At 61.4% G+C, this 13,848-nt stretch carries 10 protein-coding genes and 1 tRNA gene; 7 read left to right on the top strand and 4 right to left on the bottom strand.

From position 1 onward, the window contains the following. Positions 1-703 precede the first annotated feature (703 nt). The 4 genes from ACWHYV_RS13935 to ACWHYV_RS13920 form a co-directional block, all read right to left on the bottom strand. Positions 704-1,366, bottom strand: coding sequence for a hypothetical protein (locus ACWHYV_RS13935; protein ID WP_447977096.1), 663 nt, complete (start codon positions 1,364-1,366; stop codon positions 704-706). Between the two features lie 50 nt (positions 1,367-1,416). Beyond that, positions 1,417-2,241, bottom strand: a complete 825-nt coding sequence (modA, locus tag ACWHYV_RS13930; RefSeq protein WP_447977095.1) for a molybdate ABC transporter substrate-binding protein — start codon at positions 2,239-2,241, stop codon at positions 1,417-1,419. Between the two features lie 32 nt (positions 2,242-2,273). Next, entirely contained in the window at positions 2,274-3,890 is a 1,617-nt protein-coding gene (locus ACWHYV_RS13925; RefSeq protein ID WP_447977094.1) for a porin, read from the bottom strand. A 147-nt stretch (positions 3,891-4,037) separates the two neighbouring features. Next, positions 4,038-5,075, bottom strand: coding sequence for a hypothetical protein (locus ACWHYV_RS13920; RefSeq protein ID WP_447977093.1), 1,038 nt, complete (start codon positions 5,073-5,075; stop codon positions 4,038-4,040). 120 nt (positions 5,076-5,195) lie between these two features. Between ACWHYV_RS13920 and lexA the strand changes: the two genes are divergently transcribed. The 7 genes from lexA (at position 5,196) to ACWHYV_RS13885 (ending at position 13,842) form a co-directional block, all read left to right on the top strand. Continuing rightward, on the top strand, positions 5,196-5,741 hold the full coding sequence (gene lexA, locus ACWHYV_RS13915; protein WP_447977092.1) for a transcriptional repressor LexA: 546 nt from the start codon (positions 5,196-5,198) through the stop codon (positions 5,739-5,741). A gap of 994 nt (positions 5,742-6,735) precedes the next feature. Then, positions 6,736-6,811: transfer RNA gene (locus ACWHYV_RS13910), tRNA-Met, on the top strand. A gap of 502 nt (positions 6,812-7,313) precedes the next feature. Then, positions 7,314-8,516: an HDOD domain-containing protein gene (locus tag ACWHYV_RS13905; RefSeq protein ID WP_447977091.1), complete on the top strand. Its 1,203-nt coding sequence runs from the start codon at positions 7,314-7,316 to the stop codon at positions 8,514-8,516. A 172-nt stretch (positions 8,517-8,688) separates the two neighbouring features. Further along, the gene (locus ACWHYV_RS13900) at positions 8,689-10,311 is read left to right on the top strand and encodes a CsgG/HfaB family protein (RefSeq protein ID WP_447977090.1); all 1,623 of its coding nucleotides are present in this window, start codon (positions 8,689-8,691) and stop codon (positions 10,309-10,311) included. Between the two features lie 375 nt (positions 10,312-10,686). Then, complete coding sequence (locus ACWHYV_RS13895) at positions 10,687-12,624, top strand: PAS domain S-box protein (RefSeq protein ID WP_447977089.1); 1,938 nt, start codon at positions 10,687-10,689, stop codon at positions 12,622-12,624. After that, positions 12,617-13,294 carry a response regulator transcription factor gene (locus ACWHYV_RS13890; RefSeq protein WP_447977088.1) on the top strand — a complete coding sequence of 226 codons (678 nt, stop codon included), beginning with the start codon at positions 12,617-12,619 and terminating at the stop codon, positions 13,292-13,294. Before ACWHYV_RS13895 ends, ACWHYV_RS13890 begins: the two co-directional genes overlap by 8 nt. Positions 13,295-13,386: 92 nt before the next feature. Further along, the gene (locus tag ACWHYV_RS13885) at positions 13,387-13,842 is read left to right on the top strand and encodes a response regulator (RefSeq protein ID WP_447977087.1); all 456 of its coding nucleotides are present in this window, start codon (positions 13,387-13,389) and stop codon (positions 13,840-13,842) included. Positions 13,843-13,848: the final 6 nt, after the last annotated feature.

The following is a 13,848-nucleotide window of genomic DNA, read 5'->3' as shown; positions in this document are numbered from 1 at the left end:
GTGAGCTGGCCAAACAGATGGGTGTGCCGCGGTCCGCGATGAAGCGACGCGTCTGGACAAGGACACACGGCCCCAACATGGGGCGGAGTTGAAACGATTGGCAGAGAGCATGATGGCGCTTCGGGAGCAGCGACGCGCGATGGCCACCCCGTGGCTGATCGACGGACCGCGCAAGAAGCGTTATGAGGAAGCCTTGGACGAGGTGACGCGAGAGCTGCGCACGGACGCGGAGATCAATGTGAAGGTTACAATGAACCGCAATTTCGAGCCGGTCCAGGGGCAGAGCGGATTGAAATCCCGGGCGCGCCCATTGCCTGCCGTAGCGCTCTTCGAACGGATATCCCGGGAGCTTTCACGGAGGGCACGACCATCCTCTTGCTCGGCCGCTTTCGCCCCCCTCGGCTGGCGGCGAAATATTGGAACTCTCATCAACCCCGCCAACTCGAGCCGGCCACGGACATTCACCATCGCCATACAGGCGGATCGAGACCGAGCCGTGCACGTCATCGAAACGCTGCCCCTCGAGTCACTTCAGGGGCTGACGCAGTCGCGGTGATCGAACGCCGTAGATGACCTCGATGCTGGGAATCGAATATCACGAGCGGAAGGGAGCGTGATGCGGTTGACGACTCGCTATAGGCATCAGCGATCGACAGGGACACGCGTGCGACGCTGCGGCCCTCCCGTTTCGGCGTGCTCGTCTTCACGACTTCTCCTCGGTCTGATGGCGAGGCAATACGGGCAGCGCCTCGCGGTAACGGATCGCGAGCTCTTCCCGTTGTTGGGCGCTGAACCATCCTCCGCGGGAGGTCACGGATTCCAGATAATGCTCAGGCTCGAACGTGACATTAAAAGCTCCTGACTCTTCCGGGATGTCCGGAAAGCGCCGATCGTATCGGCTGATGTCGGGACCGGGTCCATGGCGATCGTGGACCTCGCTCAGTACGAGATACAGAAGCGGATCGCGGACGAACAGCCATCCCGTCGTCGTCTCTTCTTCGCCGCTTTCCGTGACGCGGCTCAGATGAAAGTAGACCCGGTCAGCAGGACCGGCCTCAGACAAGGCGCGGGACAGGGCCGGAGCCAGAAAGGCGGTTTCCTCGTCGCGAAAGGCCCTCGTCCGAGTCGCCTCTCCCGCAACCAAACGATGGAAGATATTGCGTCGCTCCCATGCACGCACACCGCGTAGGATTGTCGCGACTTGGGCTGGCGTCAATGAAACCGGGTGAGTATTGATGGGCTTGGACTCTATATCGGCCTCCACGCGCACGACGTTGAGCCCCTCCTCGGAAACCGGTTTCCCCACTCTCGGCGGCTGTGGGGTGCATGCAAGCCCGCCAAGCATGATCGTGAGAACGATTGTCATGAGGAGCCGTAACGCATCATGAATGCAGGGCCGTTCGTAGGTGAGCCGCATCATCGTGTTTGCCTCGCTAGGGGTGGGGCCGCGTGCTGATTCGTGGCGTATGGCTCGAACCCGTAGAGTTTGAGCACATCCTGAATAGCTGGAGACATCAGAAATTTTTGGAGGGCCATGGCCAAAGAGGGATTCCGGGACGTCCAGACCGCGGCGACTCCATAGACGATCGGGAGATGGGCATCCGATGGGATCTCGGCCACGATCCGTACTTTCTTGCTACGAATCGCATCCGTCCGGTAGACGAGGCCCACGTCAGCTTCCCCAGCTCCCACCAAATCGAGGACGGCCCCCGAATGCTCCGCGTACACGCAGCGACTCTTCACTCGCCGGTCGAGCCCCGTGCGCTTCAGCGCTTCGGCGGCGAACTTGCCGACGGACGACGTGTTCGGGTTCCCTATCGCGATCCGCCGCACGTCGGGACTTGAGAGGTCCTCAATCGCGGTCACCGGTGTCGGAAATGCAGACTGCGCAATGAGGACCAATGCCGTTTTCGCATACACGGCTGTCGTCCCGGGGAGTGTCAGCCCTTTCTTTTCCAACTGATCAATTTCCTCGAGCGAGGAGGGGAGAAAGACATCAATTGGCGCACCTTCGGTGATCTGGTCCCGCAGGGTTTGCGACGGTCCCCAGACGACCCTGATCTCCGCGGTGGGATGTTCCTTCTCAAAGAGCGGGAGTACGGCTCGCAGCGCTTCTTTCAGGCTGTTGGCCGCTCCAATGGTCAGCATCTGACCGGCGTCGGCCGAGACCTCTTGAACAGGTCCTGTCATGGTCAGGAAGACCGGCCAGAGCAGTGCGATGAGGCCCGTCGTCTTTCTCATCCTATGCCTCCGTCTTCTCACCGTCGTGGGACTTAGAAGTAGAACTGATACTGGACGTTGATACGGTTTTCGACCAGATCGCGACCGAACCCGCTCAGGCTTTCCCAAGGCGCACGATCCGGCGCACCGCCGCCGCTTCCCATGGTGATGTTGCTATAGTCGATGACGAGACGGTTGTTGTACGTGCCGTCGAAACTGTAATTGAGAGCGACGCCGAACTCTTTGATGAGATCGTGTGTTTGCCGCGTGGACGGATCGAAGACCCCGTAGCGGCTTGCGATCTCCAGCTTCCGGGGAATGACGTACTTGCCGACTTGCACGTACCAGCCGTACGCCTGCCCGAGCTCGACCTGAGGCCCAACGGGTTGCGTGCTTGGATCGAAGGCGATCGTTTGGCTGTCGTGGCTGCGAACCCGCTGGTGGCGGTAGTAGCCTTCGGCCTGCAACGACCACCCGCGGTATTTCGCGATGACATCGACTTCGTACGTTTGGAAGTCATAGATCCCACCGCCGAGCAGCCGCCCGTTGTAGTTCCTCACGAGGTTTTGGCGGTAGGCTCGATCGACGATGTCCGAGCGGATCGAGCTGAGATAGTTCTGCGCCGGATCATAGGCATAGCCGGCACCGATCGCTATCTGGGGCACTCGGGAGTTCAGAATGTCCCCTTGGCCGTACCCGGGATTCCCCGAGATCTTGTAGAGCAGACGGATGGTATACATCAATTCGCCCGTCAGGAACCGGGTGTCATAGTTATAGGTCCGGCGCAAGCTCGGCGGGATGCTGCTGTTGTTGGGCAGTGCCTGGCTGACCGATGTGCCCTCACGCGTCAAATTCAGTCCCGTGCCGTTGTAGATGCCGATGGCGTAGTTGAACGGGTATGTATCCTCATCGCTCAAGATGTTGATGCCGATGTCGCGGCGATTGAGCAGGTTGGCGGCGAAGGCGTTTTGCACGATCATATTGTCTGCGAACGTGGATGTCGCAATCGGGCTGATCAGCGCGCGGTTGAACCAGACGACTTGCTGTCCGACCTGAACGGTGGCCCACGGGATATGCCACGACGAGATGTAGGCATCGAGAAGCGCCGCGCGGCCGTTGCCGCCTTCCTGGTCGCCTTCGTGTTGATCCATCGCCACCGAGACGTTGTAGCGAAAGTCCGGATCAAAGGCGTAGCCGAGAAATTGCAGACGTGTCCGGCGGACCGAAAAGTCGCTCGTGTCGCTTTGTTTTCTGACCGCACGGAACTCGACCTGGCCGCCCAGAAGCTCTGGTGAAGTCCTTGAATCGCCGATGGTGCCCCACCCCTGGTTGTAGTCGTGATGGGAGTAGCGCACCTGCGTCAACAGGCGCAGCTTGAGGAAAAATTTCGATCCCACTCGTACGTTCAATCCGTTGTTGACATCAATGGTGTATCCCGGCTTGGACAGACGGTCCTTGGTCTCGATGACTTTCAGGCCTCTCTCATATTCCTCCTGGCTGATGATGCCCTTGAGGAGCAGGTACTTGAGCCCCGGGTCCTCCGCGGATTTGTATTGCCACTTCCCTTCTTTTCTCACGAGCTCCCCCTCTTCGAAGGCGAGTGCTCTGGAAGCTAGGACGAGGAGGGCCAGAATACCCACGAAGGCGGTAAGGGGTCCGGACGGTCTCATGCGGATACATCCTTTCGTCGGGGGAAACTTCCGGTTGTGTCGTTGGTCGGGCGATCGGCATTCGGTCCGGTGTCCTTCCTGGGCGGTCCATTTCTTCATGATCTTCTGATGCCACCCGCAAGGGCCGTTCCCTGCCGGTCGATGCGCTCAGCGCATGAGGACTTTGCCGGTCTTGCTCCAATACCAGAAAATCGAAAAGTTCGGATGGATCGCGTCGATCGCGTTTTGCCCCGCGACGACGAAGAGAATGCCCGCAGCGGCGACAAGAGATTCCGAGAACTTGTATTGGATCACCGGCTCAACTCCAAACACCGAAAATCCACTTTTTTGCCCGGTATTGATTTCGTGGCCGTCGGCTCGCCACGTCAATCCATGGAGGGTGAGGAATTCGAGGTTGTAGCCGAAGCCCTTCTTATCGTTCAGAAGGTGCTCGACGATCAGCCGCGTGTTGATGACGTCACCCGTATACGTTGTCGTCACGCCCTGATGGCCCGGGGCGGCATAGGTGTAGAAGACGGCCGCACTGACTCGAAAGGGTTGGAGGTTTTTGCGGTACATCACCCCTTCCGTCAGACCGAGTTCCCCGAAGCGTGTATTTGGCAAACGTCCAAACGGGGCAAACCCGCCGGGTGGTTTTTCTGTCCCGGTAATCCAGCGGCTGGTGGGGAGGACCAGTTGACTAAAAAGGGTGATCGACGGACGCCAGCCGGTAGGGTCTTGGATGGTCGGACGGTACTTAACGATCAGAGAAGTGTCTCCAAGCCCGGTGTCGGCCGTCATGGGGCCGCCACGGCCTTTGTTGAACGATTCCGAATCTCGTGCCCAAAAGGCATTGAGTGAGGAGGCAACACCTACCTCCACATGGTTGGTGAGGCCGTACGCCGCATTGAGAGAGGGCGCCAACGCATAGAGGTGGACCGGCCCATTTCGCCGGTCGGTTGCAAAGGTCAATCTATTGCCATAGCTGTGCTCCCCGATTTGAGAGAAGAGAAACGGACGGATGGAGAGTTGGCCCCGCGGTTGAATGTCAACGGCTTGAAGCAAGATCGGTCCGTGTGAAAAGGGGTTCCAGCTTTTCCGGTAAGCCTGGATCTCTTGTTCAGACGGCACCCATGAGAAACCAGTAGCCGTAAGGAGCAGAAGGGGAGAGAGGAAGAACACTCGGAGACGAAAAAGGCTAATCATGACTACTCCGATAGAATTAATATAGCTTGTGTAGCAAAAATTAAGAAACTTTGTCAACAAATAAACAAGAGGGAAGAACACGCTTGACATGGCGATGTATTTGATGTAACCAATGGATACATGAAGCCGACCGACTTGAAAAAGCTCCGTCAGGAACTGGGGCTCACCCAAGAGGAGTTGGCCAAGAAGCTTGGGACGACGCGGATGACGATCACGCGGTACGAAGGCGGAACGCGCCGGATTCCACCGATTGTCGAGGTCGTCCTCGCTCAGCTCGTCAACGCTGCGGGTGTCCCGATGTTGGGTGTTGTGGCGGCAGGGAAGCCGATCGAGCCGGTATTGCAGTCCGAGGTGGTCGAGATCCCCCGGTCGATGCTCAGGCGGCCGGCGGAGACGTTCGTGCTACGCGTCAAAGGCGAATCCATGCGGGACGAAGGAATTCTGCCGGGTGATCTCGTGGTGGTGCAGAAACAGCAGACGGCAAGAAACGGTCAGACGGTCGTCGCATCGGTGAACCAGGAGGTGACGATCAAGCAGTATCAGCAGAGGGATGGCCGCATCGAATTGCATCCGGCGAATGCCGCGATGGAACCGATCATGGTCGGTCCCGACGATGACTTTCGCATCGAAGGTCTCGTCATCGGTGTCATCAGGCATTGTTCCTGACACAAAAGGAGGGATTATGCAGGCACATCAGGTCCTGACAGCACGGTTGCTCCACCTCGAGCGGACGCTCGAACGCCTCACGACGCACATGACGCAACTCGAGCACCAGCTTGCCGCAGCCAAACGCCTGGCTCCCGCCGCTTCCCCTGGCCCTTCTATCTGGCAGCGCTTGAGCTTGACCCGGTCCGTCACCTCTCGCCGCCGTGTGCGGGAAAATCGAAGGAGGTCCACGCATGCTCTCGGTACAGCCTAAGTATGCAGCCTTGAACGACGGCCCGTGTTCCGACTGTGGAAAGCTCGCGCCCCGCCGGGTCCGGTTGGTCGATCAGCACACGGCGTCGACGGTTTATCTGTGTCCAAACTGCGTTCCTGCATTTTTGCAACGCCAGCAGATGGCACCGGGGTGTTGCGGGTAATAGAGGAACCGAGAGAAGGGCAGCGGCGCACGTGGTGTAGGCGCGCCTACTCTTCTTTCCCGTGTCTTTGCGCGACGGAGCCTGACACGCTGCCCCGTCGCCGTCCCCGCAGCACCCCAAGTTCTCAGCAGTGTCGCTGGTTCCGTCGCTCCTTCGAGGGCATCGTTCTCGATGAGGAAAGGGTGAGGGAATCGGGGTGGATCAGCGTATCTTTTCCCTGCTGTTCAGCGATGTTAGCTCTTTTGATGGCGCTCTTGAATGACCTGTGGACATACCGATCATCATCGACCCAGACAACGAACCCCATCTCCTTCATACCGACTCCTTGGTTCCAGGTGTGATGCGCGGTGGACGGCTGAATTTCCCAGAATCCGCGCCAGGAGACCATTGGAGAATGAGCCAACGACGTGGAGGTCTTTGTCTGACAGGCAAGGGTAAGGATGGTAGGGGTAGAGGAATTTCGTTCAATCGGGTCGCGACGACCAGGGGATTGAAGACTCAAGCGCCGTTTGTACGACCCGCTAGGAGCATGGTATAGTCTGCCCCGTTTCCGATCGCCTCGAAATCGGAACACGGGTGGCGGTGTAGCTCAGTTGGTAGAGCAGCGGACTCATAAGCCGCGGGTCGGGGGTTCGATACCCTCCACCGCCACCATCCTCCGCTCTATGGCCTAAGAGGGGCCGGCCGTTTCCTTCTGTATGCTCTCTCGCATTCCTCACCTCCGCAACATTCTGAGCTCCTGACGGTGGTAGAAGCTTGTCCACGCGGTCGGACAGGTGTGCAAGAGGTGCCTCTTCTTGTACCAAGAACAACCGCCAGCCTCTTCTCTTAAAAGACCGACGCCAGGCATGCTCGTCCGTTGAGACCCGTCCTGACTCATCCTGAAACAACTCTGTACTTGCCTTTGCAGCCGTGTGCCCCGTGGCATGGCTCATCCAAGTCAACCACCGTTACCTCTCGAACATAAGCTGGACGGACTCTTGTTGCCGAGCGCCCGATAGGCAGGCCACCGTTGCGCCATCTCGTCGCATTCGGCAACGACGTCCCGTTTGAAGCCCTCCGGTGAGTAAAGTCAGGTCGATGTCCTGCCGATAATGTGTGAGGCTGGACGGGGTACCGTCCAACCGCGTGCACAAAAGATCACCTCTGGAGGGACATGAGAAAGATACTTGTCGTCGACGACGATGCCGCCGCTCGTGAGCGTCTCGAGCGCACGCTGCTCGTGTTTCAGCAGGAGTGGAGCGTTGTCTTTGTGGCCAGCGGGCAAGAGGCGTTGACGGCCTTGGCCCAGCAACCCTGCGACGTCGTGATGAGCGACATGCGCATGCCGGGAATGGATGGCGCCCAGTTATTGGGAGAAGTCCGGAACCGCCATCCCCACATCGTCCGCATGCTGCTGTCGGATCAATCGGACCAAGAGGCCCTGTTGAAATCCGTCGGCTCGGCACACCAGTGCTTGGCGAAGTCGAGCCGGCCGGAAGTGTTTCAGACCGCCATCACGCGGGCCTGTGCGGTACGCGATCTGTTGGCGAACCAGTCACTCCTGACCCTGGTCTCCGGGATGCAGACACTGCCCAGCCTTCCCACCCTGTACCGAGAGGTGCTCGAAGAACTGAACTCGGAGGCGGCCTCGATCGACAAGATCGGCCACATCATCTCGAAGGACCTCGGGATGTTATCCAAGATCCTGCAGGTCGTGAACTCGCCGTTCTACGGATTGCGGCGCCAGATTTCGAGTGCCACACAGGCGGTCGCCTTGTTGGGGTTGGAAACGATCAAATCGCTCGTGCTCTCGATGAAAGTGTTCTCGCAATTCGAATCGGCTTCGCAGACGTTCTTCTCCCTCGATGTGCTGTGGAACCATGGGATGACCACGGCGCGCTACGCCCGAGCCCTTGCAAAGGAACGAGGGGCGGAGAGTCATGTCGTGGACGATGCCTTCACCGCGGGCCTCTTGCACGACGTCGGGCTGCTCGTGCTCGCGACGAACGTTCCCGAGAAGTACACGGAGACGATCGCGCTGGCGCAGCACGAAACTCTGACCGAATGGGAAGCGGAGCGTCGGGTGCTCGGAGCGACCCATGCCGACGTCGGCGGCTATCTGTTGGGGATTTGGGGCTTGAGTGATACGATCGTGGAAGCGGTCGCCTTTCACCACGACCCGGAGCGATCGGCCGGGCACAGCTTTAGTGCCCTGACCGCCGTCCATGTCGCGAATACCGTCCAGGAAGTGGAGCAGGCGGAGGGCGGAATCGGTGTGCCTCCTGCGTTGGATAGTCGATATCTCGACGGCTGCGGCCTTCCACCGGATTTGGCGAGTTGGGAAGCGGCCTGCCGAGGCGCCTCCGCCGGGCGCTGATCGGTCCCTCGTGCCCCCACTGTCCTCTGCCCTCCGCCTTCTGTGCGGGGGGCTCCTCGTACTCCTTCCGACCGGCTGCACCGCTCCACCGGTGCCGACTCCGTCCGCCGTCCACGAGATCGATGAAGCTACCCCGTCTGAGATTACCTTCCCCGCGCCACTGGTCGTCTCGGTGGCTGCGTTTCATGTCCGGAGCCCCCGCGAGGACTTGGCATGGCTCCGGACGGGGCTTCCCGATATGGTGATCACGGCGCTTGCCCGCAACCCTTCGCTCATGGTGGTCCAGCGCGAGCGGCTCCGGGAGGTGCTGAACGAACAGGTTCTTCAGCTTTCCGGCGGCGTGCCCGACGGTGAAGCGGTGAGGGTCGGTCGGTTGGTGGGCGCGACCATCCTTATCCTGGGCAGCGTCACCGACCTAGGGAACCGAATCCGTGCCGACGCGCAGCTTGTGAGCGTCGAGCGGGGTGCGGTGTTGGCGACGGCGACGGCGGAGGGGCCGGGCGACCGGGCCTCGGACGTGGCGGCGCGCTTCGTCGACCGAGTGCAGGCGCTGTTCCCCCGATCGGCTCGCACGGTCGCTCGTCGTGCCGAATCGACCGATTGGCAATCTGCGCGTGCCAATGAGACCGGAGAGCGGTTGGCACGCCAAGGCGACCTATTCAAAGCCATGGAGGAGTTCGAGCGGGCATTGGCGATCGACCAGCGGGCGCCCTCGGCTCGGTCGAACTATGCACGTGCGCTTCAACGTCTCGACCAATCGGCGCTGACGGGTTCTGCGCCGTTCGACGCCCGTTCGGGTCGAACGCTCGCGCGACGGCTGAGTGAACGGTTGGCAGGGGGTATCGAACTGACCGTCGGGCCGGTCGGGCTGGATGGAGGCGATGGCGATTCGCCTACGCTCCGTGTGCCGGTCAGCTTCCGCGTTTCGCCGTCGGCCGTGGAGGCGTTGGTCACATCGTTTCAGGCTCTCGGCGCTGCGACATCGAGGCCATCCGAAGACACGCTGATCATCGACTTCCCGCATGCCCGAGCCCCCTTTTCCGATCTCTCCACGGAATTGATGCGGCTCCGTCGGTTCTATGTGCGCGTCCTGTCACCTGTCGGCGCCGCGATCGCCGTGTATTCGGATGCCTGCCGATGGCGGTGGTCGCAATGGGTGACGGTCACCGACACCGGGTTGCGTCTGTTCCTCGGGCCCCTACGATCCGAGGCGGTGTTTCCCAACTTGACTGAGGAGCAACGCCGCCAGATTGCCAGCATAGGGCTGATGGTCGAATCCGTTCCTCGGGAGCGGATCCTCGTTCGCGTCGATGTCGTCGACCCTGACGAGACGGGCAGACGGGAAACGTCGGCGGGATCGACCCCCGCCGATCACGCGATTCATGACGGGAAGAGATCCGACCTATGGCGCGAAGCGGTCGCGCATGCCTGGTGCCCTCCGATCGCTGAACGTTCATGGGGCCCAGGACACCTTCCCACCAACGAGCGGAGCGCGGTCCTCACCACGCTCGTAACCGAAAACGGTCTTCTGGCTGGTCCACTCCGGGTCGTCCGGAGCTCAGGAGACTCGCTGTTCGACCGGAGCGCCGAAGAGGCGCTCCGTACCGGATTGAATGGGTCGACCCCGAGCCCCTCGGCGGCGGCAGGCGGCGATCCAGCGGACCCGCGGAGCCTCTCCGCCGCGGGCGTCTCGGTATTCAAGCTCCGCGTGCAGTTCCAACTCCGGATGGACTTGCCGGCCATGAACCTCATCGGCCCGCTGGAAGGCATGAAGACGGTGGTCCCGATGCCCTGACGGTGTGTCAGGAACGGCCCTGCAGGCCAACCGCCAGCCACCCCTCATGCCTCTCGTAGCCGGCGGAATAAGCCTGGATGATAAATCCGGGCTAGGGCTGTTCGGCCCTACGATGGAATCAAAATCCCCCTTCGCAAGCCACGGGAGATCGCGTACAATGCGCCCCCGATGACCGGCTTCCCATCTTGGTTCGAGTCCGTCATTGGATAGAGCGACTGCTCACGACCGGATCGTCTCCGTCCGTTTCTTTCATTGGCTCGCGTTCCGATTCCTCCTGCTCCCACGGTTCGTCCCCCCGTACATTCCTTGTCAGCGCTGTTTCGGTCGGCATGCCTTGCCGACCTGGCCCTCCACACGGATCGCTCGGGGGCTCCGATGACCCAGATGGAGCCGTTGGAGCCGTCCAAGCTGGAAGTCGGCTGTGAACAGCACAGGCTGCGTGCCAGTGAGCAACGGTTCCGGGCGGCCTTCGAGCAGGCCGCGATTGGAATGGCGATCACGACGTTCGACGGCCGTTTCGTCGCGGTCAATCCGCGGTACTGCGAGATCACCGGATACAGTCGAGCGGAATTGTTCGGGCGTGAGTCTCATTGGATCCTGCATCCCGAGGATCGCTCGACCGCTGCCGCCTTGGTGGAGGATCTCCGCTCGGGGGTGCGCGCGCAGGCTCTTGTCCAAGTGCGGTGCGTCCGGAAGGACGGACGGCTGGTATGGGTCAAGACGAGCGTCTCGGCGCTCCATGATGCGGATGGGCCGCCGGCCTACCTGCTCGTTCTGGCCGAAGACGTGACGGAGCAGAGACGGGCGGAAGAGGCCCACCAGGAAAGCGAACAGCGCTATAAGACCATGTTCGAGCAGGTCGCAGTCGGTATGGCCGAATACGACCTGACGGGGCGCTTTCTGCACGCCAATCAGAAGCTCTGTGAGATTTACGGACGGCCGGAATCCGAGTTGCAGGGCCAGACCTTTCAGGCCCTGACGCATCCGGAGGACCTCGAGCGCAGCATGAGCTACTTCCGCGACGCCCTGTCGGGAAAACGGGATACCTACTCGATCGAGAAGCGGTATGTCCGGCCGAACGGCCGGCCGGTGTGGTGCCACGTGACGGCGTCGGTCGTCCGCGATGCGGCCGGCCGGCCGCTCTATTTCTTGGCGGTCGTCGAGGACATATCCAATCGGAAACGGGTCGAAGAGGCACTCGCGTCGGTGGCTGCCGGTACCGCCTGTGCCGACGAGGACTGCTTCGCTTGCCTCGTCAAGCACCTGGCTTCGTTGCTCGGGGTCAAGTGTGCGTTCATCGGGGAGGTGCAATACGCGAACCCGGAGCGTGTGAGGACGGTCGCGCTGTGGGCCGAGGGTCGCCTGGACGAGACGGCGATCTGCGACCTGGACGACCTTTCAGGCGAGAGAATCCTCGGGCTCGAGTCCCGGTTCATCGACCACGGCGCGAAAGAACGCTTCCCCGGCAATCGCCTGCTGAACGCGTTGGGCGTTGACAGCTTCTACGGCGTTCCCCTGGTGGATCAGACGGGCGAGCTCTTGGGGCTCTTGGCGGTGATGGACGATCACCCGATGGCGCTCTCGAACGAAATCGAGACGATCGTCCGAATTTTTGCCGCGCGCGCGGGGGTGGAGCTGGACCGTCAACGGACGCTGAAGGCGTTGCGATTCAGTGATCAGGCCCTCCGCCAACTGATCCGCGAGCGGGAGCAGTTGGCGCAGGATCTTCACGACGGCTTGATCCAGTCGATCTATGCCGCCGCGCTGAGCCTCGAAGAGGCGTGGCGGTTGATCCGAGACGGCTCGCCGGAGGCCATCGACCAGGTCGGAAGCGTGATCACGGACCTCAACAGCATTATCGAGGAAGTGCGCAATCACATCGTCGGCAAGTCCCGGGATCTGCGCGACGGCCGACAGTTGAAGCACGAGCTGGAGCGGATGGCCCGCGTGTTGGGGACGGCTGCGACCGTCCGGATCAGGGCCACCGTCGATCGGCACGCAGCCGATCTGCTGACGCCGGAGGAAGCCTCCCATGTCTATTACATCGCCCGCGAGGCGTTGAGCAACGCGGTGCGCCATTCGCAAGCGCGGCATGCCAGGTTGTCGCTCCGTCTCGTGCGTGGAGCCGTGCGGCTCGAAATTTCCGACAACGGGATCGGGTTCGACAGCGGTTCCACCCGGCAAGAAGGGCATGGGCTCTGGAATCTGTCCGTCCGGGCGTACCGGCTGGGGTCCGAGCTCAAATTGTCCTCCGCACCGGGACGAGGCACTCGCATCATCGTGGACGTGCAGAAGGGGTTGACGGATGGGTGAGAGGAAGGCCGACGGCATTCGGTTACTGATCGTGGACGATCACAAGGTCGTGCGTTTGGGACTGATGGCCATGTTCAATCGCCACCCGCGCGTGACGATCGTCGGCGACGTCGGGACCATGCATGAGGCGGTGAGCGAGGCGTTGCGCCTCAAGCCGCACGTCGTCCTCATGGATGTCCGGTTGCCCGACGGTACGGGGATCGAAGCATGCCGGGAGATCCGCGCGGCGTGCCCCGATGTTCGGGTGCTGTTCCTGACGTCGTTCGCCGATGACGATGCGCTGCTGTCGACGGTCCTCGCTGGAGCGTCCGGATTTCTCTTGAAGCAAGCCGACGAGGAGGGGGTCATCCGTGCCGTCGAAACGATCGCCAAAGGCGATTCGGTTCTCGATCCGGCCATGACGCAGGCCTTGCTCGAGCGGGTCCGGTCTCTCTCCATTCACGGGGAGGCCGGGACGGCCGACGCGTTGTCCCCTCAAGAGCAACGCGTGATGGCCCTGGTCGTCGAGGGAAAAACGAACAAAGAGATCGGCTTGGACATGGGGTTGAGCGAGAAGACCGTGAAGAACTACTTGAGCAACATCTTTCAAAAGATGCAGGTGAACCGGCGTTCGCAAGCGGCCGCGCTCTTCGTCGAGCGGCAGCGGGCGCTAGGGCCGTTCGGCCGTTGAGCATAGAGTCGAAATCGGTTGATTGCCGTGCCGACCGGCTCTTCCCTTTCTCTCGTCTTCTGGCAAACTTGTCGTAGATGGGAGAGAGAGGCATGAGCAGTCCATTGCGGGTCTTGCATATCGATGACAGCGCCGGCGATGTGCGGCTCATTCAGGCCCTTTTATCCGTCGAGGGAATCGAATGCGACGTGGTACGCGTCGACACCAAGCCGCGCCTCGACGTGGCGCTCAAACGAGGCGGCTTCGACCTCATCGTGTCCGACGACCGGCTGCCGTCGCTCACGGCCCTTGACGTGTTGCGGCTGGCTCATGGAGTGTGCCCCGGCGTTCCCGTCATCATCGTCTCGGATGCCCTCGAAGCCGAGGACCGGGCCCGTATGACGGCGGCGGGGGCGGCGGGTTGCGTCGGGAAGCACGAGCTACTGATGCTGACGGCATTGGTCCGGCAGGTCGTCCACGCCAGGCCCAGGGCGCTGCGCGCGGACTCCACGCTCGGGAGGCAGCCGGGTCTGCCGCACGCCGGACGGGCATGGATGAGGCCTCGCTGAGCGCGG

It is taken from the genome of Candidatus Nitrospira bockiana, assembly GCF_965152565.1.
The sequence above is the reverse complement of the archived record's forward strand: the minus strand, read 5'-3'. Positions and strand labels throughout refer to the sequence as shown.

Coding starts and splice junctions, on each gene's coding strand:
- ACWHYV_RS13935 (WP_447977096.1), bottom strand. CDS start 1,366: ATGACAATCGTTCTCACGATCATGCTTGGCGGGCTTGCATGCACCCCA.
- modA (WP_447977095.1), bottom strand. CDS start 2,241: ATGAGAAAGACGACGGGCCTCATCGCACTGCTCTGGCCGGTCTTCCTG.
- ACWHYV_RS13925 (WP_447977094.1), bottom strand. CDS start 3,890: ATGAGACCGTCCGGACCCCTTACCGCCTTCGTGGGTATTCTGGCCCTC.
- ACWHYV_RS13920 (WP_447977093.1), bottom strand. CDS start 5,075: ATGATTAGCCTTTTTCGTCTCCGAGTGTTCTTCCTCTCTCCCCTTCTG.
- lexA (WP_447977092.1), top strand. CDS start 5,196: ATGAAGCCGACCGACTTGAAAAAGCTCCGTCAGGAACTGGGGCTCACC.
- ACWHYV_RS13905 (WP_447977091.1), top strand. CDS start 7,314: ATGAGAAAGATACTTGTCGTCGACGACGATGCCGCCGCTCGTGAGCGT.
- ACWHYV_RS13895 (WP_447977089.1), top strand. CDS start 10,687: ATGACCCAGATGGAGCCGTTGGAGCCGTCCAAGCTGGAAGTCGGCTGT.
- ACWHYV_RS13890 (WP_447977088.1), top strand. CDS start 12,617: ATGGGTGAGAGGAAGGCCGACGGCATTCGGTTACTGATCGTGGACGAT.
- ACWHYV_RS13885 (WP_447977087.1), top strand. CDS start 13,387: ATGAGCAGTCCATTGCGGGTCTTGCATATCGATGACAGCGCCGGCGAT.